Origin of the sequence: Actinokineospora terrae (genome assembly GCF_900111175.1) — a bacterium.
Classification (GTDB): domain Bacteria; phylum Actinomycetota; class Actinomycetes; order Mycobacteriales; family Pseudonocardiaceae; genus Actinokineospora; species Actinokineospora terrae.
On sequence record NZ_FOGI01000006.1, the window covers coordinates 126,180 to 151,306 of the forward strand.

The 25,127-nt window shown below is 73.2% G+C and carries 19 protein-coding genes; 4 read left to right on the forward strand and 15 right to left on the reverse strand.

Going from position 1 to position 25,127, the window contains the following annotated elements:
• Positions 1 to 41: 41 nt before the first annotated feature.
• The 5 genes from BMY07_RS34975 to BMY07_RS14625 form a co-directional block, all read right to left on the reverse strand.
• Complete coding sequence (locus BMY07_RS34975; RefSeq protein WP_218150666.1) at positions 42 to 1,631, reverse strand: eCIS core domain-containing protein; 1,590 nt, start codon at positions 1,629 to 1,631, stop codon at positions 42 to 44.
• A gap of 10 nt (positions 1,632 to 1,641) precedes the next feature.
• On the reverse strand, positions 1,642 to 3,552 hold the full coding sequence (locus BMY07_RS14610) for an ATP-binding protein (protein WP_092778578.1): 1,911 nt from the start codon (positions 3,550 to 3,552) through the stop codon (positions 1,642 to 1,644).
• Positions 3,553 to 3,742: 190 nt separating this feature from the next.
• Complete coding sequence (locus tag BMY07_RS14615; RefSeq protein ID WP_092778579.1) at positions 3,743 to 4,423, reverse strand: Pvc16 family protein; 681 nt, start codon at positions 4,421 to 4,423, stop codon at positions 3,743 to 3,745.
• Between the two features lie 13 nt (positions 4,424 to 4,436).
• On the reverse strand, positions 4,437 to 7,427 hold the full coding sequence (locus BMY07_RS35880) for a DUF11 domain-containing protein (RefSeq protein WP_092778580.1): 2,991 nt from the start codon (positions 7,425 to 7,427) through the stop codon (positions 4,437 to 4,439).
• 123 nt (positions 7,428 to 7,550) lie between these two features.
• Positions 7,551 to 8,174, reverse strand: a complete 624-nt coding sequence (locus BMY07_RS14625) for a helix-turn-helix transcriptional regulator (RefSeq protein ID WP_245782389.1) — start codon at positions 8,172 to 8,174, stop codon at positions 7,551 to 7,553.
• Between the two features lie 152 nt (positions 8,175 to 8,326).
• Here BMY07_RS14625 and BMY07_RS14630 point away from each other — a divergent pair, with 152 nt between their 5' ends.
• Positions 8,327 to 9,601 (forward strand): COG1470 family protein, encoded by a 1,275-nt coding sequence (locus BMY07_RS14630; protein WP_092779086.1) that lies wholly within the window; start codon positions 8,327 to 8,329, stop codon positions 9,599 to 9,601.
• Here BMY07_RS14630 and BMY07_RS14635 read toward each other — a convergent pair.
• The 6 genes from BMY07_RS14635 to BMY07_RS14660 all read right to left on the reverse strand — a co-directional run bounded on the left by BMY07_RS14635 (position 9,573) and on the right by BMY07_RS14660 (position 15,188).
• Positions 9,573 to 10,964: a GH1 family beta-glucosidase gene (locus BMY07_RS14635; protein WP_092779088.1), complete on the reverse strand. Its 1,392-nt coding sequence runs from the start codon at positions 10,962 to 10,964 to the stop codon at positions 9,573 to 9,575. The genes BMY07_RS14630 and BMY07_RS14635 overlap by 29 nt on opposite strands.
• An 18-nt stretch (positions 10,965 to 10,982) precedes the next feature.
• Complete coding sequence (locus tag BMY07_RS14640) at positions 10,983 to 11,813, reverse strand: carbohydrate ABC transporter permease (RefSeq protein WP_092778582.1); 831 nt, start codon at positions 11,811 to 11,813, stop codon at positions 10,983 to 10,985.
• The gene (locus tag BMY07_RS14645; RefSeq protein WP_218150667.1) at positions 11,810 to 12,679 is read right to left on the reverse strand and encodes a carbohydrate ABC transporter permease; all 870 of its coding nucleotides are present in this window, start codon (positions 12,677 to 12,679) and stop codon (positions 11,810 to 11,812) included. The genes BMY07_RS14640 and BMY07_RS14645 overlap by 4 nt, the downstream gene beginning before the upstream one ends.
• Positions 12,676 to 13,920 (reverse strand): ABC transporter substrate-binding protein, encoded by a 1,245-nt coding sequence (locus tag BMY07_RS14650; protein WP_092778584.1) that lies wholly within the window; start codon positions 13,918 to 13,920, stop codon positions 12,676 to 12,678. The genes BMY07_RS14645 and BMY07_RS14650 overlap by 4 nt, the downstream gene beginning before the upstream one ends.
• A gap of 226 nt (positions 13,921 to 14,146) precedes the next feature.
• On the reverse strand, positions 14,147 to 14,767 hold the full coding sequence (locus BMY07_RS14655) for a helix-turn-helix transcriptional regulator (protein ID WP_092778585.1): 621 nt from the start codon (positions 14,765 to 14,767) through the stop codon (positions 14,147 to 14,149).
• 61 nt (positions 14,768 to 14,828) lie between these two features.
• Positions 14,829 to 15,188 (reverse strand): hypothetical protein, encoded by a 360-nt coding sequence (locus tag BMY07_RS14660; RefSeq protein WP_092778586.1) that lies wholly within the window; start codon positions 15,186 to 15,188, stop codon positions 14,829 to 14,831.
• A gap of 176 nt (positions 15,189 to 15,364) precedes the next feature.
• Here BMY07_RS14660 and BMY07_RS14665 point away from each other — a divergent pair, with 176 nt between their 5' ends.
• Positions 15,365 to 17,056, forward strand: a complete 1,692-nt coding sequence (locus BMY07_RS14665) for an AfsR/SARP family transcriptional regulator (RefSeq protein ID WP_092778587.1) — start codon at positions 15,365 to 15,367, stop codon at positions 17,054 to 17,056.
• A 40-nt stretch (positions 17,057 to 17,096) separates the two neighbouring features.
• Positions 17,097 to 20,678 carry a BTAD domain-containing putative transcriptional regulator gene (locus BMY07_RS14670; RefSeq protein WP_092779090.1) on the forward strand — a complete coding sequence of 1,194 codons (3,582 nt, stop codon included), beginning with the start codon at positions 17,097 to 17,099 and terminating at the stop codon, positions 20,676 to 20,678.
• A 4-nt stretch (positions 20,679 to 20,682) separates the two neighbouring features.
• Here the strand turns inward: BMY07_RS14670 and BMY07_RS14675 are convergent, their stop codons facing one another.
• The 3 genes from BMY07_RS14675 to BMY07_RS14680 all read right to left on the reverse strand — a co-directional run bounded on the left by BMY07_RS14675 (position 20,683) and on the right by BMY07_RS14680 (position 23,154).
• On the reverse strand, positions 20,683 to 21,324 hold the full coding sequence (locus BMY07_RS14675; protein WP_092778589.1) for a response regulator: 642 nt from the start codon (positions 21,322 to 21,324) through the stop codon (positions 20,683 to 20,685).
• Positions 21,321 to 21,470 (reverse strand): ATP-binding protein, encoded by a 150-nt coding sequence (locus BMY07_RS34325; protein WP_177215586.1) that lies wholly within the window; start codon positions 21,468 to 21,470, stop codon positions 21,321 to 21,323. The genes BMY07_RS14675 and BMY07_RS34325 overlap by 4 nt, the downstream gene beginning before the upstream one ends.
• 568 nt (positions 21,471 to 22,038) lie before the next feature.
• The gene (locus tag BMY07_RS14680) at positions 22,039 to 23,154 is read right to left on the reverse strand and encodes a sensor histidine kinase (RefSeq protein WP_092778590.1); all 1,116 of its coding nucleotides are present in this window, start codon (positions 23,152 to 23,154) and stop codon (positions 22,039 to 22,041) included.
• Between the two features lie 331 nt (positions 23,155 to 23,485).
• On the opposite strand from BMY07_RS14680, the gene BMY07_RS14685 reads away from it, so the two are divergent.
• Positions 23,486 to 24,643, forward strand: a complete 1,158-nt coding sequence (locus tag BMY07_RS14685; RefSeq protein ID WP_177215587.1) for an alpha/beta hydrolase family protein — start codon at positions 23,486 to 23,488, stop codon at positions 24,641 to 24,643.
• Here BMY07_RS14685 and BMY07_RS35410 read toward each other — a convergent pair.
• Entirely contained in the window at positions 24,633 to 25,070 is a 438-nt protein-coding gene (locus BMY07_RS35410) for a hypothetical protein (RefSeq protein WP_245782440.1), read from the reverse strand. The genes BMY07_RS14685 and BMY07_RS35410 overlap by 11 nt on opposite strands.
• Positions 25,071 to 25,127: the final 57 nt, after the last annotated feature.

Below are 25,127 nucleotides of genomic sequence, written 5' to 3' on the forward strand. Positions count from 1 at the left end.
CCGCCCGACTCCCCCTCGGGGCACCGCGGTTGCCCGACCGGTCAGCCGCGGGCGAGGTCGCCCGCGGCCCGGATGCCGAACGTGCGCCACAGGGCCGCCATGACCCGCTCCAGCGCCTCGGCCTCGGACAGCTGCTGCTGACCCGCGGGCAGGTGGGCGTTGACGAAGTCGCGCAGCCCCTGGCGCGTCCGCGGCGTCGCGGGCAGCGTGAAGGAGAACGGCCCGTCGGCGCCCTGGGTGTTGTCGCGCACCGGGGGGATGCCCCCGTGGTGCATGTAGGAACCGCCGGGGTAGTTGGTGTCGGGTCCGAAGTCGACGTTCGAGCTGACAACGCCGACCGTGCGGCCACCGGCTTCCTGGGACACGAACCGCGCCGCGGGCGGGGACCCGGACAGCAGGTAGGTGTAGGTGGTGTCGGGTTCCCGGTCGGTGTCGGGCAGGCCGATGCCGCGCGAGGCGCCGGGCATCAGCCCCTGGTCGTGGATGGCGGGCAGGTTGCGGCCCCGGGTCAGGTGCGCGTGGATGTCGATGCCCGGGGGCAGGTTCGCGGTGGCGGCGAACCGGTCGCGCAGCGCGGCCATGTCGCTGCGGTCCTCCGGGCTGCTGTCCTCGCCGTCCTGGCCGGGGCGGGCCCGCGACGGTCCCCCGATCGCCATCGGCCGGGCCGCGCCGGAGGACGAGCCGGGCATGGCCATCGGCCGGGCGGCGGCCGCCGCGGGCTGCTGGGGCGCGCTGGCCGCCCGGATCTCGGCCCGCTCGGTGGCGACCAGCCCGACCAGCGCGGCGATGATGGCCCGCTTGTCCCTGGCCCCACCGGTGTTGAGGGTGACCGTGCCCCGCTGGTTCTCCTCCCAGGCGTTGATCGCCTCTTCCAGGGTGTTGAGGATGTCGCGGCGCTGGTCGAGCTGGGTGTTGTCGTGGATGCTGATGTAGGCCCGGACCGCCTGGGTGATCGCGGGCCAGAACGAGCGCCGCAGCCCCAGGCCGCCGGGTTCGGCGGTGAGCGCCGAGCGGACGTGGTCGGAGTTGCGCCAGTCCCGCGGACTGCGCTGCACGGCGCCCGCGTGAGCGTGGCCGGAGTGGTCCGCGTGCCCCGCGTGTTCGGGCGCGGGCCCGCTCATGGCACGGGTGGCTACGTCCTCGGCTGCCCGTTCGAACCGGTCGCCCGGGTCGCTGAGGGCAACGCCGTTGCCGTGGTCGGTCGCCGAGACCGGCCCCTCGCGCTGCTGGACGACGTGCCACAGCTCGTGCGCCAGGGTGTGGTCGTCCCCGCCACCGCGACCGAGGACGACGTGTTCGCCGGAGGTGTAGGCGCGGGCACCGATCTCGTCGGCGGACCGGGCCGCGGCGGTGTCGTTGTGCACCCGCACAGAGGAGAAGTCCGCGCCCAGCCTGGCTTCCATGTCGGTCCGCACCCCGTCGGGCAGCGGTTGCCCGGACTTGCCGAGGACATCGTGCACCCCGGTCGGCTCCTCGGTCTCCTCTTGTTCTGACGACAGGAGTTGCGCGACGGCGGCGTTGCCCAGTGCTCGTTGCAGCTGCTGGACCCGGGTGGTGGTCTCGGCCGGTTCGGGGGAGCGCCGTGGTGCCGACCGCCGTCCTGCCTTGTCGACCTGCTCGTGCTCGTGCATCGGTGCCTCCTCAGGCGGGGTCGAACTCGTCGCCGTCGACGAGCCGTCCGAGCTTGCGGTACTCCTGGCGCACGGCGGCGACCAGATCGGCCATCGCCACCGGGCGGTCGTCGGCGGCCGCGGCGTAGGCGGCGCTGATCGCGCAGGCCCGGATCGACCCGCCCGCCAGCTCGAAGCGCCGCGCGCAGCCGGTGAGGTCGATGTCGTCCGCCCTGGGCATCGCGGCGCCCAGGCAGCGGTCCCACAGCGCTTCCCGTTGCCGGGCGTCGGGCAGCGCGAACTCGGCGACCACGTCCAGCCGCCTGGTGAACGCGTCGTCCACATTGGACCGCAGGTTGGTGGTGAGCACCGCGACGCCGCCGAAGGACTCCAGCCGCGAGAGCAGGTAGGCCGATTCCAGGTTGGCGTAGCGGTCCCGGGCGTCGGAGATCTTGGACCGCTTGCCGAACACGGCGTCGGCCTCGTCGAACAGCAGCACGCCCTGCACCCGCTCGGCCTCGGTGAAGATCCGGTCCAGGTTCTTCTCGGTCTCGCCGAGGTACTTGTCGACCACGGTGGCCAGGTCGACCACGTACAGGTCCATCCCGAGGTCCGCGGCGACGACCTCCGCCGACATCGTCTTGCCGGTGCCCGACTCGCCCGCGAACAGCGCCACCACACCCCGTCCGCGGCCACCGCCCGGTCGCATCCCCCAGTCGCCGAGCACCCGGTCGCGCAGCCGCGCCCGCTGGGCCAGTTCCGCCAACTGCGCGCGGGTCGCCTCCGGCAGCACCAGGTCGTCCCAGGTCACCGTGGGCGTGATGCGGCGGGCGAGTCGTCGCAACCCGGATCCGTTGGTGGCCCGCACGCCTGCCTGTACGTGGTCGAGGCCAAGCGGTCGCCCGTCCAGCGCGGCGTGCCGGGCGGCGACGGACGTGATCTGCTCGACCTGCGCGCTGCCCACCCGGTACGCGCCGACGGCCGCCACCACCTCGGGATCGGCGGGCTCGCCAGTCGCCGCCGTGATGGCCTCTGCCCAAGGGTTCGCGGAACCGCTGGGGGAGAGGGGGAGCGATAGGACGGTGCGAGGTGACCATCCCGCGTCCCAATGCAGTCCACTGTGGAACACCAGCGGCACGTCGTGTTCCAGCAACGCCCGGAGTCCCTCGGGTGGGGCGTCCAGCGGCCCTACGACGACGCCACCGTCCCGCAGTCGCGCCTCACGCACCGCGGCGACGACTACCGCCTCGGTCAACGCGGCGGGCGGGACCACGACCGCCGTGCCCAACGCCTCGACCGCGACCCGGTGCGCCTCGCCGGTGGTATCGCGTATGTGCACCGGGCCCGCTGCCACCGCCGACCGCAGCCGCTCGGCGAACGGGCCCGGTTCGCCCACCGCGGTTCGCACGTCCAGTCCCGTGTCAGGACTGTCGTCGCCGAGCAGGTGCGCCACCACCCGGTCGGGCACCCGCAGGGTCCGGGACAGCGCGGGCGCCCCGGGGTCGACGACCTCCAACAGGCCACCCGCGACCAGCGGGCGCACCCGGAACCGCCCGGTCCCCGCCTGATCCAGCCCGCACAGCCGCAACGCCAGCCCGACCGTGGGCCTGCGGCGGGTGATGTCGTCGTTGAGGTACCCGTAGAGCGCCTCGAACCGAGCATCGACATCCGGCGCGACGGCGACCAGCAGGAAGTCCACCTCAACCTCGTCCAACCCGAACCGCTTGGCCAACGCCCCCAACCGCCCACCCGGCTCCTCAGCGGGCCGCGACCGAGGCACCGGCTCGACCGGCGTGTCGAGGACGCGCCGCGCGTCGGCCGGGGTCAGGTACAACGCCCGACGCGGATCGGCGAACCCTGGGTCGACGGACTCGCGCCCCTCGATCGCGGCGCGCACCCGGTCCTCAAGCTCCGCCAGCCTGGTCAGCAGATCGGTGCTCATGTGATCGGGCCTTGGCGCCTGCGGTGGACCGGCAGTGGGCGAGTCGCGGTGAACGCCGGATCGGCGGTCATGTGGTCGGGCCTTGGCGCGTGTGGCGGGCCGGTGAGCGCTGGGTTGGTGGATTCGTGGTTCTTGATTGCTGCGCGCACTCGACCCTCCAACTCCGCCAGCCTGATGAGCAGGTCGGTGCTCATGTGATTGGGCCCTGGCGTCTGCGGCGGGTTGGGCGTGGGCGGGTTGTGGCGAAGCCGTCGCCCTCGGCGGTTGTGGGGCCTTCGTAGCGCAGGCGGTGGCCGTGCTCGCCTGTCTGGGCGCCGCGCAGCACGATCCCCTCGGTGACCGGCGGGCCCGCGGGGGTGTGGTGGCCGATGAGCGGGGCGAGGACCAGCACGTCGATGGCGGGTTTGAGCTCACCGCCGAGTGCGGACCAGATGTCGGTTGCCGCGCTGCCGGAGGACACCGGGCCCGCGGTCTCCAGGGTCACCGACAGGCCCAGTTCGGCGAGCGAGCCGGTCAGCCAGCGGTCCTCGACCCGTTCCCGGCGGACCAGCACGGACAGGGCCCGCGACAGCAGTCGGTGCTCGTCCTGCGGTCGGTTCGTCCACGCCGTCACCAGGTACGACAGCCGGAACCAGCGCGGCGGCTCCCGCCAGCCGGTGACCCTGCCCTTTTCGTCGAGCTCCTCGATGGCCCCGGAACCGCGTCGGGCGCGGTCTTCCCGGATGTCGTAGAGGAACACGTTGACCGTGGGGGCGGTGCGCCGGGCCGTCCAGTCCGTGGTGGGCGCCTCGAACGCCAGCTCGCCGTCCGCGCCCGGCACGCCGCCGTCGACCAGCAGGCCGCGGAGCGCCTCGTCGACCTCGTGGATCACGCCTGCCTCCCGGTCACCGTCGTCCCACCATGTCCGGCGGGCTGATCGTCCCCAGCACCACCAGGAACGGCGTCGTCGCGGGCCGGAACCCGGCGCCGGACGCCGTGATCGTGCGTGGCCCGGTCTGGTCCTTGTCCAGCACCAGCAGCTGCGCGATGAACCGGCCGTCAGCGGCGGGCAGCGTGGGTGCGGCGGCCGCGGTGATCCCGGGCGTCCAGGTCAACGCGACCGGCGTGCCCGGCGGGAAGTCGACCCCGCGCACCGAGGTGACGAAGCCCGGCTCGCCGATGTCGGGAACGGCGACGATCTTCGGCAGCAGCACCCGCATCGGCGCGGTGGCGGCGTTGTCGGACAGGTCGTTGTCGGTGCCGGAGGTCCTCAGCAGGCCGCGCACCTCCGTGGTCACCGGCTCCCGCGGGGCCAACACGACCTGCACCAACACAGCGGTGCCGGGAGTCAGGTCGGGCAGCGCGCAACCTGCCACGGTGCAACCCGGAGGCAACGAGGCGACCGGGATCCCTTGCGGCAGCGCGAGATCCAGGCGAAGACCTGTGGCCAGGCTGGGACCACCGTTGTGCGCCGTGTAGGTGACCGTCGCTCGTCCATCCACATAAGACGGGTTCGGGTTCACAGTGACCGACAGCGCCGGACCGGCGGGTGGCGGCGGTGGGGGAGCGGGCGGTTCGGGGGAGTCGACCTCGACCAGCGTCGCCGTCGCGTTGTCCGCCGGGGTCGAGTCGAACACCGGGCCCGCCACCGACCATTGGACCTGCCACCGGCCCGCCACGACAGCGGTGAACACGGCCGTGATCCGCACGGTCGACCCAGGCGCCAAACCCCCGAGCGCGCACCGCCGCTCCACCACGTCGCAACTGCCCCGTGGCGTACGCAGATCGTCCAGCCGCAGCCCGGTGGGAACGGAAGCGGTCACGACGGCGTCCGGCGTGGGCGCGGGGCCGTGGTTCACCACGTCGACCGGCACCTCGACCGGCTCACCCACGGTCGTGACGAGCCGCGGTGGCGCCAGCACCGCCAGGTCGACCGGCTGCTGCCACGTCGGCTCCTTCTGCCGCCCCGGCAGGTCCCAGTCGAGCCGCGCCAGCTCACCGGTGTCCAGGTCGAGCACGGCGAGTGCCTCCGGCGACCGGGCGTCACCCGCGCGCCGCGTGGTCAGCACCAACCGGTCACCCTCGGCCGAGAACGCCACGTCACGCGGCTGGAACGGGCCGGTGGCGCCACTGTTCAGCGGTCCCGCGCAAGATGCGGCGCCCGCGGGCAGCACCACCCGGCAGTCGTCGTCCGCCGGCGACACCAGCAGCACACCGTCGTTCTCCCGGTTGAACGCCACCACGCGGCTGTCCGGGCTGAACGCCGGACTGTCGTCGGTGACCGCGCAATCGAACCCGCACACCGCCGCGCTCAGATCACGTTGTCCACCGAGGGTGTCCGCCCGCGCGACCCAGATGTGGTTGTCGCGGATCTCGCCGGTCGGCCCGTCGCTGACCACGCCCCGGGTGAACGAGAGCGTCCGCCCGTCCGGTGACCACGCCGGCTGGGTGTCTTCCTGGTCGGCGACCTCGGGCGGCGGGAGCAGCAGCCCGCGCACCGCGCCGGACTCCGCGTCGATCACCACCACCCGGCTGGGACCGCCGTTGGGCCGCACCCCGCCGGGGGAGCGGCGGGCGAACACCAGCGACCGGCCGTCAGGCGACCAGGCCGGGTCGAACTCCCAGTCCGTGGGCTGCCGATCGGCGACGGGGACCCGGCGCGGGTTCGTCCCATCGGCGTCGACCACCCACAGCCGCTGCACCCGCCTGCCCGCCTCGTCCTCGAACCGGGTCAGCACGATCCGCCGCCCGTCCGGGGAGTACGACTGCCGTTGCGTCCACGGGTCGAACCCCTGGCGCGGGTGGAACAGCAGGTTCGGGTCGTTGACCGCCTCCGGGTCTTCCCGCAGCACCGGCACCCCGAGATCACGCGGGTCGGTCCCATCGGGCTGGATGTCCTGCAGCGTGGCGGTATTGGCGGTTGGCGCGCTCGTCCTGGCGACCAGCAGGTGCTGCACGCCGCCGGTCACCAACCAGGTCGGCGATGACACCGCGCGGTCCTCGGCCAGGAGCAGGTCGGGCAACGCGGGTGAGGGCAGCGTGGTGGTGTCGATGCAGTACACCTTCAGCACCGCCGGATCGGCCGTGCAGGTGCAGTCCTGGTCCTTGGTCAGGAACAACAGGTTGACGCCATCAGGCTTCCACCGCGGGGAGTGGAGGCTCCAGTCCGCCTGCCCACCGCTGAGCAGCGGTGTCCCGACCGTCGCACCGCCGCTCAGGACGCTGATCCGGGTGCCTGCCGCGCCCAGGTCCACTGTGTACGCCAGGCGGCCGTCGCGCGGGTTCCACGCGGGCTGGCTCGCCGTGCCGACCGGTTCCTCGGTCAGGCGGCGCGACGGCCCGCCCGCGAGGGGCTGGGCGACGATCTGGCCCGATCGGGCAAAGGCGATGTCCTCGCCGTCCGGTGAGAACGTCGGCGACGTCTCGTCCTGCGGTGTCCTGGTGAGCCTGCGCTCCCCTGTGCCGTCGACCCGGATCGCCCACAGGTCGCGTTGCCCGCCCTCGACCGACTCGAACACGACCGTGCGCAGGTCCGGCGACAGCACCGGCCGCGCCGCGTCCCGGCCGGTGGTCAGCCTGCGCACCTCGCCCTCCGGGGAGGCGAGGTAGACCTGCGGTCGAGGGCTGTCGCGTCTACTGGTGAAGACGATCAACTCACCGCGCGCGGACACGTCGTCGTCGTGGTGCGCGACCCCGGCTCCCAGCAGCGGACGGGTCGACCGAAGCTGGTCGGCTACCGGGCTGTCGAGCACGCCGATGCTGCGGTGCCCGGTGCCCGCGAAGGCGATCCTGGTCGGCACCGGGTCCGGCGCGGCCTGGGCCACCGTGGGCGCCGCTGCGGTGACGACGCCGCCCAGCGACGCCACCACCGCCAGTACGACGGGCAAGCGGGACATGGGTGTCCTTCCGCGGTCATCGGCCACCTCGTGATCGTCGCCCCGGCGGGCGCCGGTTCCGATGGCCTGCCGGGCACGGTCGGGGCGTTCCCGCTGCCCGGCCGTGCTGTCGTCGGTGCCCGCTCAGATCAGGCCGTGCCGCATGACGTAGCCGACGGCGTGCGCGCGGTTGCGCAGGTTCAGCCGGGTGGACACCTCGTGCAGCACGTTCTTCACCGTCCGCTCCGAGTACGACATCTTCAGCGCGATCTCGGCGGTGTCGAGCCCGTCGGCGACCAGCCGCAGGATATCGGTCTCCCGAGTGGTCAAAGTGGACAGTGTGGGGGCGTTCGGGTCGAGCACGCCGCGTTGCAGCCGCCCGACGTGCGCGAGCAGGGTGTCGAGCAGGTCGCCGGGCAGCACCGCCTCGCCGTCCGCGATCGCGGTGATCGCCCCGACCAGCCGGTCCTGGGTGGCTTCGGAACGGCGGACCACCGCGGCGACACCGCACTCGATGGTGGTGCGCAACGAGTTCTGGTCGAAGCGGCCCACCACGAGACCGGTCCTGGTCGCGCCGCCGCGGCGCAGGCCGCGCAGCAAACGGGCGATCTCGTCGTCCACGGCGTCGACCACCACCAGCGACACCACCGCCCTGCCGTCGTCCTCCGGCGCGAGCAACTCGACCTCGGGGCGGGATCGGAGCAGGTGGACGGTGCCGCCGCGCAGGATCGGGTCGTCCGCGTACACCGCTACCGGGATTCTGTTCACGCTGTCCTCCTGACGCCGAAGAGCCTGCCCCGATCCTGCGCCGCACCACTGGTCCCGGGCAGCGCGCGGGGCCGCGCTGTGCACCCGGGGTGCCCGTCGACTGCCCTTTTCCCCCTGCCGCCCGCCGATCCGCCGTGGCTAGCGTCACCGGCGTGAGCACATCGACCGACTTCGAGCGGCGCACGGTGCGGGTCGTCCCCGGCGCGGAGACCACCACGGCGCTGCGGGTGCGCAACGACGGTGACATCGTCGAGGCATACGGGTTCCAGGTGGTGGGGGAGTGCGCCGCTTGGACCGAGGTCGAACCCGCCCGGCTCTCGCTGTACCCGGGCACCTCCCAGGACGTGGTGGTCCGGTTGCGGCCACCGCGCTCGTCGGCGGTCCGCGCCGGTGAGACCCCGCTGGGCGTGCGCGTGCTGCCGGTGGAGCGCCCGGACTCGGCCGCGGTGGCCGAGACGGTGGTGACCATCGAGCCGTTCGCCGAGCAGCGACTGGAACTCGTGCCCGAACGACGCCGCGCCTGGCGGTCCGCGCGCTACCGGGTGCTGGCGCACAACGACGGCAACACCCCCGTCGAACTGGCGCTGACCACCGCCGAGGTCGACGACCGGATCCGCTACACCACCACCGACCAGCCGATCCCGGTCGAACCCGGCGCCGACACCGAGATCCCCGTGCGCGTGCGCGTCGGCAAGGTCCAGTGGTTCGGCAAGCCCGTCACCTGGCCGATCCGGCTCAGCGCCACCGCGGCGGAACCCGAGCCGCGCGAGCACGACCTGGCGGGCGAGTTCATCCAGCTGCCGATCTTCCCGAGGTGGCTGCTGGCGCTGCTCGCCGCGCTGCTGGCCCTGCTGCTGGCGTGGTTCCTGCTCGTCCGGCCCGCGGTGCGCAGTGCGGCAAGGGAAGCGGCTGACGACCGGGCCGAAGAGATCCAGCAGGCAGGCCAGACCCAGGCCCCCGCGCCGCCGCCACCGCCGCCCCCGATCACCACCTCGGCGCCGCGGCCCGGCCGCAGCGGCGACGGCCAGACCGGCGAAGGGCAACCGGGCACCGGTGGCCCGGGCGGCGTGGGGACGCAGAGCTCGAGCACCATCGAGGTCCGCACCAACACCGGCGGGCTCGGCACCGGCACCTACGTGGTGCCCGAGGGCAAGGTCTTCCGCATCACCGACATCCTCGTCGCCAACCACCAGGGCGACGAGGGCGTGCTGACCATCATCTTCGGCGAGCGCACGGTCACCACGATCGCCCTGGAGACCTTCCGCAACCAGGACTACCACTGGGTGACCCCGATCGACATCCCGGCCGGTGCCGCGGTGACGGTGAACGTCTCCTGCGCCAAGCCGGGCACACCCGCCACCGGACGGCAGGCCCGCAACTGCCTGGAACTGCTCAACGTCAGCGGTCAGCTCGCCGACCTGGAGTGACGGGGTGGCCTTCGGCGGGCACGGCGTTGCGGGCGGCGACCTCGGCGAAGAACCACCCGCTGTCCTTGACGATCCGGCGCTGGCAGGCGAAGTCCACGTGCACCAGCCCGAACCGGGGACCGTAGCCCCAGGCCCACTCGAAGTTGTCCAGCAGCGACCAGGCCAGATAGCCGCGGACATCGGCACCCGCCTCGATCGCGGCGTGCACCGCCCGCAGGTGCTCGGCGAAGTACCGGACCCGGTCGTCGTCGCGCACCCGGCCGCCTTCGTCGACGACATCGGGGAAGGCGGCCCCGTTCTCGGCGACCACCAGGGGAGTCCGGGTGTACTCGCTGAGGTGCACCAACAGGTCGGTCAGCGAGGCGGGGTGCTGCTCCCAGCCGGTCACGGTGAGCGGGGCGCGCGGCGGCAGCACGGACATACCGCGCAGTCCGGGCAGCGGGCAGTTGCTGGGTTCGGTCGGGTCGGCCAGCGAGACGACCCTGGTCGGGGCGTAGTAGTTGACGCCGATCCAGTCGAGCGGCTCGGCGATCACGTCCAGGTCGCCGTCGCGGATGGCCGGTTCGAGCCCGTCGAGGTGGGCCAGGTCGGCGCGCAGGTCGGCTGGGTAGCCCCGGCCTAGGACGGGGTCGAGGAAGAACCTGTTGTGCACGGCGTCGAACCGGCGGACCGCGTCGTGGTCGGCGGGGTCGTCGGCTAACGCGGGGGAGAAGTTCAGTGCGATGGAGAGGCTGGTTGCGCCACCGGCGCGTAACGCCTGTGCGGCTTGGCCGTGTGCGAGTAGGTGGTGGTGGGCGGCGCGGAGGGCGGTTCGCGGGTTCTTCACGCCCGGTGCGTGGACGCCGTTGCCGTAGCCGAGGAACGCCGAGCAGAACGGCTCGTTGAGCGTGGTCCAGTGTTTCACGCGGTCGCCTAGTCTGGTGTGGACTGTGCCGGCGTACTCGGCGAACCAGAGGGCGATGTCGCGCTCGACCCACCCGCCGCGCTCCTGCAAGGCCTGCGGCAGGTCCCAGTGGTAGAGGGTGAGAACCGGGGTGATGTCGCGGTCGAGCAGGGCGTCGACCAACCGGTCGTAGAACGCCAGACCCGCCGGGTTGGGGGTCCGGCCATCGGGCATGATCCTCGGCCACGCGGTGGAGAAGCGGTAGGTCGGCATGCCGAGGGTGGACAGCAGGTCGACGTCCTCGCGGTAGCGGCGATAGTGGTCGCAAGCGGTTGCGCCGCTCGCTCCTCCCTCGACCGCGCCGGGTACCGCGGCGAACACGTCCCAGATGGATGGTCCACGCCCGTCCTCGGCTGTCGCGCCCTCGATCTGGTAGGCCGCTGTCGCGGCGCCCCACAGGAACCCCGACGGGAAAGCCAGCTCCCCGGTCACGGCACATCACCTCCCGGTTTCCGCCGCCCCGCGCAGCAGCACGGCGACGACCTTCCTGGCGAACAGGACGAACAGCAGCAGGACCGGCACGATGCTCACCAGCACCCCGGTCAGGACCAGCGGGTAGTCGGTGTAGTAGCCACCCGCCAGCCGCGACAGCACGACCTGCGCGGTGGGGGTGTCGTTCGGGTCGAGCGCCACCAGCGGCCACCCGAACTCATTCCACGACGTGGCGAACGACAACATGCCCAGCACCGCGGCGGGCCCCCGCAACGCGGGCAGGGCGACGTGCCAGTAGACACGCGCAAGCGAACAGCCGTCCACCCTCGCCGCGTCCACCAACTCCGGCGCCACCGCCTCCAGGCACGCCTGCCGCATCCAGAACACCCCGAACGCACTGACCAGCCCAGGCGCGATCGCCGCCGCGAGCGTGTCATACCACCCGAGCGCGTCGACCACCATGAACACCGGCACGATCCCCAGCTGCGTGGGCACCATCGCAGACGCGAGCACCACGGCGAATAGCGCTTCCCTTCCGCGAAACCGCAATCTGGCGAACGCGAACCCAGCGACCGTGCACAGCAACGCATTCGCGACCGCCACGACCCCCGCGATCACCGCGGAGTTCACCATCGCCTGCCCGAGGTCAACCCGATCGACCAACTCGCCTAGGTGGTCGAGCAACCGCCCGCCCGGCACCAAAGGTGGTGTCGCCCTGGCTAGGTCCGCGTTGTCACGGGAGGCAACAACGAGTGCCGAGTACAGCGGCGCTAGGGAGAACAGCACCAGCGCTAGCAGCGCAACCGCTTGCGGCAACCGTTTGACGCGGAGTGTCATCGCCGGACGATTCGTCGGGCGATGGTGGTGGCGGTGATGGCGAATGTGGCGCACAGGAGGAACAGGAGCCAGGTCATCGCGGCGGCGTAACCGGCGTTGAAGCGGCTGAAGCCGACTTCGTACAGGTACATGGCCACGGTCTGGAACTGTCGGTCGCTGCCGCCCGCGCCTGCTAGGCCGGAGCCGTCGAACAGTTGGGGTTCGGTGAACAGTTGCACGCCGCCGATGGCTGAGGCGATGGCGGTGAACAGGAGCGTCGGGCGGATTCCGGGGAGGGTGACCGCGCGGAATCGTTGCCAGCCGCCTGCGCCGTCCAGTTCGGCTGCTTCGTACAGTTCGCGCGGTACGGCTCGCATCGCGGCCAGGTAGAGCAGGGCCGTGTACCCGGTCCACCGCCACATCACCATCGTCGCGACTCCCAGGTGCGCCGCCCAGGTGTCCGCCTGCCAGGCCACCGGGCCGACCCCGACCCGGCCGAGCAGGAAGTTGACCATCCCGTAGTCGCGGCCGAGCAGTTGGCCGAACACCAGCGCCACCGCGACCACCGGCACCACGTTGGGGACCAGCACCAACACCTGCCACGCCGCCCCGCGTCGCCGCAGCAGGGAGGCGATACCCAGCGCCAGCGCCAACTGCGGGATGGTCGCCAGCAGGAAGATGCTCAGCGTGTTGCCCAAGGCGTTGTAGAACAACGGGTCAGCCAGCAGGTCCCGGTAGTTCGTCAGACCTGTGAACCCCCCGTCGCCCGCGATGAGGTGCCAGTGGTGCGTCGACACCCACGCGGTGTAGAGCAGCGGGAACACCCCGAACGCGCCGAAGACCAGGAAGAACGGTGCGACGAGCAGGTACGGGGTGTACCGGCTCACCGCAGCACCGTGCGGGCCTCGTCGACCGCCTGCCGCCACGCCTGCTCGACGGTCTGCTTGCCGTCCTCGACCCGGCCGAGCGCCCGCCCGAACACCGGTCGGACGTCGGCGTCGCGCACCCCGCGGTGGTTGGGGCGCACCGCGTCCGAGGACGCGGCGAAGATCCGGCCGATCGGCGCGTCGCGGAAGTACGGGTCGGTGTGCGCCAGCACGGCCGGGTCGCGGTAGACCTCGGGCTGGCTGGGCAGGATGTTGTCGGACTCGAACAGCCGCTTCTGCTGCGCGGGCGCGGTGAGCCACTTCGCCGCGGCGTAGGCGGCCTCGGTGTGCGCGCCCTGCGCGGGTACCACCAGGTACGACCCACCCCAGTTGCCCGCACGGCCCGGCACCGTCGTCACGTCCCACACCCCGGCCCCGCCGGGCCCGCCCGCCTGCTTGATCTGCGCCAGCATCCACGCCGGGCAGGTCATCGTGGCGAACGCGCCCTGGTTGATGCCGACGTTCCAGGGCTGGGTGAACGTGGTGAGCGCCGCGGTCTGGTGCTTGGCGCCGATCGCGCCCGCCAGCTCGAAAGCCGTGGCGACGGCCGGGTTGGTGTCGCCGATGAACGCGTCGTCGGCGGTGCGGAAGTAGTTCTCCCCGGCCTGGTTGAGCATCGCGGTGTAGACCGTGCCCGCCGAGTCGGTGAACCTCGCGTCGGGCACCCGCGCGCTGAACCGGTCGGCGACCTCGGCGTAGGCCTGCCACGTGGGCCACAGCGCGGCGAGGGCGTCGCGGTCGGTCGGCAGCCCGGCGCGCTCGATCAGGTCGCGGCGGTAGCACATCGCCAGCCCGCCCATGTCCGTGCCGAGCCCGAGGACCGCGTCACCGACGACGCCCTGCTCCCACTTCCACGCCGACCACTGCCCCCGCAGGTCCCGCGCCCCGAACCGGGACAGGTCCACCAGCTTGTCCCGCGACCGGCGCAGCGCGGGCAGGTACTGCTCCTCGACGGCGACCACGTCCGCGGCGCCCCTGCCCGCGGCCAGCGCGGTGATCAGTCCTTTGTGGTGGGAGTCGAAGTCGGTGACCCGGCCGACCAGGTCGACGCCGGGGTTGAGCCGCTCGTACTCGGCGAAGAGCGGTTCGTAGCCGAACTCGCCGAAGGTGGCCACCGTGATCCGCACCCGCTGGTCCGCGTTCGCCGAACACCCGCCGACCAGCACCACCAGCACCGCGATCAACGCCCACACCCGCCGCATACCGTTCCTCCCCGCCGCCGATCCCCCCTCTCACCGTGCTCGCCCCGACCACCACGGCACACCGCCCGAACATCCCGTTGCCCGTTCTGCCCAACCCTGACTGCCCTAACGGGCAGCGATGCGGTTACGGCGCGGGCGGTGCCAAGTCGGGGACGATGCCGGGCGGGGACGAGGGGGCGGGTGGTGGGAGGGATCAACCCAGCGGCGGGTGGTGGGAGGGAATGTCTCAGATCACGCCCGCTCGGAGGGCGTAGGCCACCGCGTGGGAGCGGTTGCGGAGGTTGAGGCGGCGGGTGAGGCCGTGGATGACGTTCTTGATCATGCGTTCCGAGTAGCTGAGCTCGACGGCGATCTCGGCGGTGTCGAGGCCGTCGGCCATCAGCCGCAGCACGTGGATCTCCCGGGCGGTGAGGCCGGACGCGGTGAGGCCGCGCGGGGCGAGCAGGTCGCGCTGGATCCGGTCGAGGTGCTTGAGCAGCCCGCCGACCAGGTCCGGGCCGAGCACCCCGCCGCCATCGGCAGCCGCGAGCACCGCGTGCGCCAACCTGCCCCCCGTGGCCGCCGCCCGGGGCAGCACCGCCACCACCCGGCACTCCACCGCGGTCAGCAGCTCCGCCTCGGTCACCCCATCGGCGACCAGCACCACCGGTGTGCCGAACTCGGCCGCCGCCTCGCGCAGCTGCGCGACCAGGTCCGGTGTGAACCGGTCCGCGCCGACGACCAGCACCGCGGTCGCCGCCGTGTGCCTGCCCGCGACCTCGATCCTCGGCTGCGCCGCCAACTGCCCGCTCAGCCCCGCCAACGTAAGCGGGTCCGCCGACCGCACGGCGACCTGGACTCCTGCCATCGTGTTCCCCTCCCCGACGCCTGTGTGGCACCAGCCTGTCGGGGCTGACTCAACGAAACCTTCACGCCTGCTCCGGCAGGCCCGCCGCCCGCCGGAACGCCTCGATGTACTTGGGCAGCTCGACCAGCGCCTGCTCCCAGCGACCGGCGGTGATCTGCTCGGCGAACACCGAGTCGACCACCGCCTGGTCCACCTCGGGCACCAGCCGGTCGCCCGCGGTCTCGCGGAGCCTGCGCGACATCTCGGCCAGCCGCACCCGGCCGCGCACCGCCTCCAGCGTCGCCCGCAGCTCGGCGATCACCCGCCTGCCCACCTCGGGCTCGACCACCAGCCAGCCGCGTTCGGCGAGTTGGAGGAACAACTCGCCCGCGAACCCCTCGGCCCCGGCGCCGTCGTCGTCTTCCCCGGACCAGATGTCCATCCCACCTCCGCAGACCGGCCCAGCCCACCACGGGCGGCGGCGGTCGTGGAAGCACCCGCGGCCCGCTCTGCCCGGGCACACCGGCCGAAGTGCCCGCCGAGACCGTGACCACGGGTTGTTGCGGGCGTGCGGGAATCCGCCCTACCGTCGTGGTGACCGGGGCATGGCGGAGGGTGATGGCGGCCGAGGCGGGGCGGGGCGGGGTCGGGCTGTGGGCTGGGCTGCTCGGACCGGTCGAGGCGCGCCGCGGCGGTGCCGTGCTCCCGCTGGGATCGGCGGGCAGGCAGGCGGTGTTCGCGGTCCTCGCGCTGGGCGCGGGCCAGGTCGTGTCCAGGGACCGGCTGGTCGACGGGCTGTGGGAGCGCCCACCGGCCAGCGCGGCGCGGATCATCCAGACCTACGTCGGCGACCTGCGGCGGGTGCTGGAGCCCGACCGGGCCCGGTGGACCTCCGGGCGGCTCCTGCGCACGACCGACGCCGGGTACGTCCTCGACCTGCCCGACGACGGCGTGGACGTGCGGGTCCTCGACCGGCTCCGGACGCGGTCCGACCTGGATGGCGTGGACGCGGCGCTGGCGCTGTGGCGCGGTGAGCCGCTGTCCGGGGTGTCCGGCCCGTTCGCCGAAGGCCAGCGGGTCCGGCTCGCCGAGACCCGGTTGTCGCTGGTGGAGACCAGGATGCGGCTGCTGGTCGACGCGGGCCGGGCCGAGGACGCGGCGGCCGAGCTGGCGGTGCTGACCGAGGAGCACCCCGAGCGCGACAGCCTCCGGGCGCTGCTGATGACGGCGCTGGCCGCGGGTGGACGTCCCGCGCAGGCCATCGAGGTGTTCCACCGCGGCCGGGCCGGTCCCGACCTGCTCGCGCTGCACGAACGCATCCTCACCGGCACCCAGCCCGGTCGCGTCGACAACGGCTTCGTCGGCAGACGGGCCGAGGTGGCGGCACTGCGCGCGGTCGCGGCCCGGCCCGGTGGTCTCGTGCTGGTCGAGGGGGTGGCGGGCGCGGGCAAGTCCGCGTTGCTGCGCGCTGCCCTCGCCGACACCGACGTCACCTGGTACCAGCCCGGCCTGCCCGAGCCGCGGTCCGGTCTTGTGGTCGTCGACGGCCCGGACCCGGCTGTCTCGGGCTGGGGCGTCTCGCTGGTCGTCGCGGCTCGGCCGGGGCACGCCTTGCGCGCGCGGGCGACCAGGGTGATCACCTTGGGGCCGCTCGGCGACTCGGACGTCGCCGCGCTGACCACCGCCCTCGGCGCTCCCGACCTCGCCGCAGTGGCTGTCCGGGAGTCCGGCGGGAGCCCGGGCTTCGCCACCGCACTGGTCGACGCCGGTGGTGACACCGAGCAGGTCGCCCGCGCCACGACCGCCGCCCTGGCACCGGACCTGCTGGAGCCGCTGAGGCGCGTGGCCCTGCTCGGCGAGTACGGGCCCCGCGCCCAGGTCGTGGCCGCGCACCCCGGCGACCAGTGGCTGGGCGCTGCCGTGGCGGCCGGTGTCCTGTGCGAGTCGGGCGACCACGTGGGGTTCGCCCAGCCGTCGCTGCGCAGGGCCCTGCTCGCGGGCCTGCCCCGCGCCGTGCGCGTTGTCCTGCACCGGGAACTGGCCAAGGACCTCGCCGCCGCGGGGGCGCCCCCCGACCGGGTCGCCCACCACCTGCTCGACGGCGCCGCCACCATCCACGGCTGGGCGTCCGACTGGATCGCGGGCAACGTCGACGCCATGTCCCCAGGTCTCGCGGTCCGGCTGCTGCGGTACGCCGTGGGCCAGGACGCGCTCCCTCAGCCGGCCCGGACCGGGCTCACCGCGGCACTGGTCCGGTTGCTCCTGACGGGCGAACCAGCCTCCGCCGAACAGGGGGCGAACGGAAAGTGAACCTCCCGCCGCCCCCGCCCGTGACGGGATGGTGGACCTGATGCGAGAGGAACCGAGGGCGGGGGAGCCGGTCCGGGTGCGCGTGCTCGGGCCGATGCGGGCCTGGCGCGGCGACACCGAGCTGGCGCTGGGTCCGGCCAGGCAGCGCGCCGTGCTCGGCATGCTCGCCGCCAAGGCCGGGTTCGCCGTGCCCGCCGCCGACCTGGTCGACGGCGTGTGGGGCGAGTCCGCACCGGCCAGCGCCCGCGGCAGCCTGCACACCTACGTGTCCGGCCTGCGCCGCGCGCTCGGCCCCGCGCGCACGCTCCTGGAATCGACCACCGCCGGGTACCGGCTGCGCCTGGATCCCGCCGCGGTCGACGCCACCGCGTTCGACCTCGCCCGCGCGGTCGCGGCCAGGCAGGGCGAGGACGGCGACTGGCAGGGGGCGCGCAGGCGTCTCGACGACGCGCTGACCCTCTGGCACGGCGACGCCTACGCCGGGGTGCCCGGACCGTCCGCCGAGCTGGAGCGGCACCGGCTGGCCGAGTCCCTGGCCCGCGCGCTGGAACTGCGGGTGCGCGCGGCGATGGAACTGGGCGCGCACACCGAGGTCGTCGCCGAGCTGACCGAGCTGGTCGCCCGCGACCCCCGGCACGAGTTGCTGCGCGAACACCTGATGCTCGCCCTGCACCGCGCGGGTCGGCGCAGCGAGGCCCTCGTCGTCTACGACGACACCCGGCGAGTCCTCGCCGACGAACTCGGCATCGAACCCGGTCCGGCCCTGCGGTCGCTGCGCGAGCGGATCGTGGCGCGCGACCCCGCGCTGCACCACCAGGCCGATCGGTTGCTGGTCGCGCCGGTGACCGTCACCCGGTCCGCGCGGCTGCTCGGCCGTGAGAACGAGGTGGGAGCGCTGCGCGGACTGGTCGCCGAGGCGGCCGCCGGTCGTGGGCGCGCGGTGTGGGTCGAGGGCGAGCCGGGGCTCGGGAAGTCCGCGCTGCTGGCGGAGGCACTCGCCGACGCGGGCGAGCTGGGCTGCCAGCTGGCGTGGGCCACCGCCGGGGACCAGGCGCCGCTCGGGGTGATCCTGCGCTGTCTCGCGGTGGCCGTCGACTCGCCGGACCCGCACCGCGCCGACCTCGCCGCCCAGCTCACCCAGGACCCGGCGCACCACGGCTGGGGGCCCGCCGACCCGACCCCGGCCGCGGTCGACCGGCTGCTCGACCTCGTCGACCGGGTGTGCGCGGCGGCGCCCCTGGTGCTGGTCGTCGACGACCTGCACCGCGCCGACCCGGCCAGTGTGCTGGTCTGGCACCGGTTGGCCGCGGCGACCCGCCAACTCCCGTTGCTGCTCGTCGCCGCCACCCGACCCGCCCCGGGCAACGCCGAGGTCAGCCGGGCGCGACGCGGTGTGCTCACCAGGGGCGGGCACCTGCTGACGTTGTCCCCGTTGGCAACCGCCGATGCCGAGTCGCTGCTCGGTGGTCTCGTCGGCGCCGAACCGGGACCCCGGCTGCGGGAGATGGCGGGGCGGGCCGCGGGCAATCCGTTGTACCTGCGGGAGATGGCGCACGGGTTGCTGCGTACCGACGCGGTCGAGGTGACTGGCGGGGTCGCCGAGGTCGCCCCGAGCACGGTGGCACTCGCGCCGCGGTCACTGCTGTCGGCGGTGCACCAGACCGTCGAACTGCTCTCGCCCGGCACGCGCGCTTTGCTGCGCTCGGCGGCGTTGCTGGGTGCGGAGTTCGGCGTCGACGAACTCGCCGAGGTGGCGGGGCTGGGCGTGGCCGAGCTGGTCGGGCGGTTGGACGAGGCGCTGACCGCGTCGGTCGTGGTGGAGGCGGGCGACCGGTTGGCGTTCCGGCATTCCCTGCTGCACCAAGCGGTGTACGAGAGCATCGCCGCGGCGGACCGCGTCACCGCGCACCGGGCCGCCGCCGAGGCGTTGACCAGGGTCGGGGCGACGGCCGAGCGGGTCGCCGAACACCTCGCGGCGGGGGAGGTCCCGGCCGATCCGTGGGTGGTCGGGTGGCTCGGCGCGCACCACGCCGTGATCGTCAACCGTGCGCCGCTGGTCGCCGTCGCGGTGCTGCAGCGGGTGGTCGACACCGGCGCCGATGCACCTGATCTTGAGGCCGCCCTGGCCCGCGCGTTGTTCCGGCTGGGCCGCGACCCGTCCCGCGCGGCGGCCGCTTCCCTTGCGGGGACGGGTGATCCGGCGGTGGCGGCGGAGATGCGGCACGTGCTGGCCGCCGCGCGCCACCGGTCGGGGGAGGTCACCGAGGCGATCACCCGGTTGCGGGCCGCGCTCGCCGTCGCCGACGCACCCGAGCTGTGGCGGGTCCGGCACCAGTCACTGCTGGCCAACTTCCGGCGCGGCGACCTCACCGACCTGGCCGCGGCGGAACAGGCGGCGCTGGTGGCCCACGTCGAGGCGGACGCGGCGTACCCGAGGGCGCACGCCGCGCAGACGCTGTGGCTGGTGCACTCCACGCGCCGGGACCACCCGCGGGCCCTCGCCTGGGTCGACCGCGCGCTCGCCGAGGTGGGCGCGCACGCCGAACTGCGGTTCGACCTGCTGGACAACCGGATGTTCACCCTGCAGAACCTCGACCGGCTGGCCGAGGCCGAGCAGTCGCTGCGCACCGCCCGCGAGGTCGCCGCCCGCGACAACCTGCCCGCCGGGATGCAGGTGTCGGCCGCCGTGCACCACTTCTGGACCGGTCGCTGGGACGAGGCGCTCGCCGAGCTCGAGACCGTCACCGAGGACGGCCCGGCGATCACCTTCTACGGCATGCGCGAACCCGGCTCCGCCGCCCTGCTGCTGCACGGCGTCGCCGCCCTCATCGCCGGTCGCCGCGGTGACCGGGCCCAGGCCGCCGCCCACCTCGACGCGGCGCGGGCGTTCGAACCGAGCACAGCGTCCGAAAGGGAGAGTTGCGACTTCCTTTTGGCCGCAATGGCATTGGCCGCCGAACAACGCGGCGATCTCGCGGAAGCACTGCGGCTGCTCGATCCCGTGCTGCGTCCCGACTACGCCCGCATGATGCTGCGCCACCAGTGGCTGCCCCAGGTCGTGCGCCTGGCCATGGCGGCGGGTCGGGAATCCGTGGCCGCGGCGGCGGTGCGGGTGTGCGCGGAGGAAGCCGCCAACGAGGTGACCCCGGCCCGCGCCGCGGCCGCCCTGGCCCACTGCCGCACCCTGCTCACCGGCGACCCCGAACCCGCCCTGACCGCCGCCACCCACTACCGCGCTGTCGGCCGCCCGGTGGAACTCGCCACGGCACTGGCCGACGCCACAATCGCCCTCGCCACCGCGGGGCGCACGACCGAGGCCCGGGCGACCCGTGCCGAGGCCACCGCGCTGTTCGCCACCACCTCATCCCACTGGGACCTCCACCGCCTCGACACCCGCATGCACGCCCTCGGCCACCCGCCGGACCCCACCACCGCCCCGGCCCGCGACGCACTGTCCCCTTTGGAGAAGCGCATCGCCGACCTGGTGGCCCAAGGCATGCCCAACCCCGACATCGGCCTGCTCCTCAGCCTGCCCCGGCGCACCGTCCAGTCCCACGTGTCCGCGATCCTGACCAAACTCGGCTCGTCCTCCCGCTCCACCATCACCGCGCACATCGCCTGAGGTCTCAGCCCAGACCCGCCCCGAGGGCGAGGAGCACCAGGTGCACGCGGTCGCGGGCGGCCAGTTTCATCAGCAGGCTGCGCAGGTGCGCCTTCGCCGTGCCCGGGCTGATGTGCAGGTGCTCGGCGATCTCCCGGTTGGTCAGGCCGCGCGCCACCAGGACCAGCACCTCCCGCTCCCGTTCGGTGATCGGCAACCGGGCCGGGGCCGGGGGCGAGGCGGGGCGGGCGGCGAACTCGGCGATGAGCCGCCGGGTCACGGTGGGCGCCAACAGGGCGTCACCCGCGGCGACCACCCGAAGCGCGGCGAGCAGATCCCGCGGCGGGGTGTCCTTGAGCAGGAACCCACTGGCCCCGGCCCGCAGCGCGGCATGGACGTGCTCATCGAGGTCGAAGGTGGTCAACACCAGCACCCGAGCCGCAGTCGACGCGGTGACCCGGGCGGTCGCGGCCACCCCGTCCAGCCCCGGCATCCGGACATCCATCAGCACCACGTCAGGCCGCAACTCACGGGCCAACTCGACCGCCCGCAGCCCGTCCTCAGCCGCACCAACAACGGTGAGATCCTCAGCGGAATCAACGATCCCGCACAACCCCGCCCGCATCAGATCCTGATCGTCGGCGACCAGTACGCGTGTGGTGTTCATGTGGGTACCTCGTCGAGCGGGAGTCGGGCGCGCACCGCGATCCCCCCGCCGGGCACCGACCTTGCCTCGGCGGTGCCGCCGCGCGCTGTCACCCGCTCCCGCGTCGGGCCTTGGTCGTCGGCCACCAGCTCGGGCGCGGTGCTCACGCGGGCACCTCGTCGAGCGGGAGCCTGGCGCGCACCGCGAATCCGCCACCGGGGACCGACCCTGCTTCGATCGTGCCGCTGTGCGCCGCTGCGCGCTTCCGCGTCGGTCTCGGTCGTCGGTGACCGGTACGCGTGTGGTGTTCATGCGGGCTCCTCGCCGAGTGAGAGTCTGGCGCATATGGCGAATCCGCCATCGGGGACCGGCCCTGCCTCGGCGGTGTCGTCATGCGCTGCCGCTCGCTCCAGCGTCGGGTCTTGGTCGTCGGTGTCCAGTACGCGTGTGGTGCTCGTGCGGGCGTCTCGGCGAGCGGGAGTCGGGCCCGTACTGCGAATCCGCTGTCGGGCGCTGATCCTGCTTCGACTGTCCCGCCGTGCGCTGTTGCGCGCTTCCGCGTCGAGTCTTGGTCGTCGGCCACCGGTACGCCTGTGGTGTTCACGTGGGTTCCTCGCCGGGCGCGTACCACGAATCCGCCACCGGGCACCGACCCTGCCTTGACGGTGCCGCCGTGTGTCGCTGCCCGCTCCGGTGTCAGGTCTTGGTTGTCGGCGACCAGTACGCGTGTGGTGTTCATGTGGGTACCTCGTCGAGCGGGAGCCTGGCTCGCACCGCGAATCCGCCGCCGGGGACCGACCCTGCCTCGATCGTGCCGCCGTGTGCTGCTGCTCGCTCTCGCATGCCGGTGAGTCCGTGGCCGGTCTCGGTCGGGCCGCCGCGGCCGCGGTCGACGACTGCCACGGACAGCTCGTCGTCGGTGGTTTCGATGGTGAGGGTGCAGGAGTTGGTCGCGGCGTGCTTGACCACGTTGGTCAGGGCCTCTTGCGCGATCCGGTACGCGGACACGTCGACACCTGCGGGGATGTCGCGGGCCGCGCCGCGTGTTACGACCTCGACCGCGACGCCCGCGGCCTGGGTCCTGGCCACCAGTTCGCCCAGGTTCGCCAGGCCAGGGGGGCCGGTCCCGTCGTCGGGTTCGGCGCGCAGCACGCCGAGGAGGCGGCGCATCTCCACCAGGGTCGCGCGGCCGGTGGTCTCGATCGCGTCGAGTGCGGCGCGCGCCTGGTGCGGCCGGTCGTCGACCACCAGGCCCGCGTAGCCCGCCTGCACCGTGATCACGCTCATCCCGTGGGCGATCACGTCGTGCAGGTCGCGGGCGATGCGCAACCGCTCGGCCACGACGTCCTGCCTGGCCAGCGCCGCCTCCGCCTCGGCGCGGCGGATCCGCTCGGCGACAGCGGCCCGGTGCCCGCCCACCACCAGCCCGACCAGCCACGCGATGACCAGCACCAAGCCGGGGAGGACGACGTCGTGCCGATGGACGAGAACCGTCGCCAATGCAGCGACGAGGACCACGACACCGACTCGCTTGCCCGCACCCGCCGCCGAGTACAGCAACAGCGCCCACGGCACTACGACCAGCCACGCGGATGACAGCGGCAGGGTGGCCACCACCAGCAGACATGCGGCGATCACCGGCCACCGAGCGCGCATGACCACCGCCGCGCACGAGAGCAGCAGGCAGAGCACACCGAGCAGCCCGATCCGCGCTGGCACGGCGGCGAGACCGTCCGGACTGAGCCGGAACGTCGCCTGTGGACTGTTCTGGACGAAAAGGACAGAACCGAGCACCACGCCGTGAACCACCACAACCACGACGTCGACCCACCAACCCACCCTGCGGCGCATACCCCGACGCTAGGGGAACTCCGCGCCCGTGACGTCAGTCCACGGTCGTACGCCCTGGGGCGGGGACTCCGGTCGCGGAACCACCGCACGGGCTGATGAATCGCCTGCCGGAAACGGAAACCCTGATCGGGCAATACCCGAGTCCACCGGGAGGTCCCCTGCGAATCAGTCGTCGAGTAGCGGTGGTCTCGCTCGCCGCGAGCCCGGTCGTTCTCACCTTGCCGCCGCCGAGCGGTCCCGCCTGGTTGCGGAACCGTCGCGCGGGTTGATGAATCGCCTGTCGGGAAAGGAAGTCCTGATCGGGCATCACTTGAGTTCACAGGGAGGTTTTATGCGTTTCAGTCGTTCAGCGGCGGTGGTTCCGCTAGCCGCAAGCCTGCTACTGGGCACCGGTGCGGTCGCCACCGCGAGCCCGGTTGTTCTCACCCTGCCGCCGCCGACCGGGCCTCGTCCGGTCGGTACCGCGGCACTGCACCTGGTTGACCACCAGCGCGTCGACCCGTGGGGTGCGCCGGGGTCGCCCAGGGAGCTGATGATCAGTCTCTGGTACCCCGCCCGCGACACCGGGCGCTACCCCGTGGCGCCGTGGTTGCCGCCCGCCGCCGCGGCTCGGTACGCGATCGACAACGGTGTCGCGCCGGGTGACCTGCGCGTTCCCGACACCCACGGCCACGACGGTGCGCCGATCGACCGGTGTGGTCGGTTGCCGGTGGTGCTGTACTCGCCGGGCAACGACTCCTTCCGGTCGGCCAACACCGTGGTGGTGGAGGAGTTGGCGAGTCGCGGATACCTCGTGGTCACCATCGACCACACCCACGACGGTCTCGTCGAGTTCCCCGGTGGGCGGGTGAGCGTGCCGGTACCAGACGGCCCGGCGACCGGGGAGGCGATGGCCGCGGCCAGGGTCGCCGACGTTCGGTTCGTGCTCGACCAGCTCACCGCGCTCGACACGGGCGCCAACCCGGACGTCGACGGGCACCCGCTGCCCCGCGGCCTGCGCGGCGGCATCGACCTGGCCCGGGTCGGCATGTTCGGCTACTCGGCCGGGGCGACGACCACCGCGGCCACCCTGCACGCCGACCCGCGCGTACGGGCCGGGATCGGCGTGGACGGCGCGGTCACCGGCCCGGTCGTCACCGCCGGACTGGACCGCCCGTACCTGCTGATGAACGCCCGCGCCTCCCGGCAGACCCTGCCGGACCTGGCGACGTTCTGGTCCAACCTGCGGGGCTGGAAGCGCGACATCACCCTCACCGGCGCCGCGCACGCGACCTACGGCGACCTGGCCGTGCTGCTCCCGCAGGCGGCACCGCTGCTGGGGCTGAACCAGGCCGAGGTCGAGGCCGAGATCGGCACAGTGGCCCCGGCCCGCTCGGTCGCCGTGCAACAGGCCTACCCAACGGCCTTCTTCGACCGCCACTTCCGACACACCGGCCACCTCGTGGACGGTCCATCCACCCGATTCCCCGAGGTCGTCTTCACCCCATGACCGCCGCCCAGCCGAGCGCTCCGATCAGGGTCCGCAGCGCTGCCTGCTCCGCGCCCTGGTCGGGGCTGCCCGCGCGGAGCTCTCCCAGCACGGCATCGATCTTGCCGTCGAGGTCGGTCCAGGCTGCGCTGTCGCGGGGCTTGAGGCGGCCCTGCGCCTGGTCCCACGCGGTCTCGAGGTCACCGACGCGGGCGGCGGCGCCTGCCTGGTCGCCGGTGTCCAGGCGGTCGAGGGTGTCCTGGGTGATGACACGGAAGGAGGACAGATCACCCAGTCGGGCCGATGGCGGTGCACCCACGGCAGCCGCGGCGGCGTCGTCGCGAAGCGCTGACGTGCGCAGGTAGTAGCCAGTCGCCCCAAGAGCAAACACGACGGCGACCACGGCCACCGCCTGCCAGAGCCCCCCGCGGGTCTCGGCCTCCCGCACGCGGGGCTCGCTGTCACCGTCCGCACCACCGGGATGAATCGGGCCAGCACGATCGCC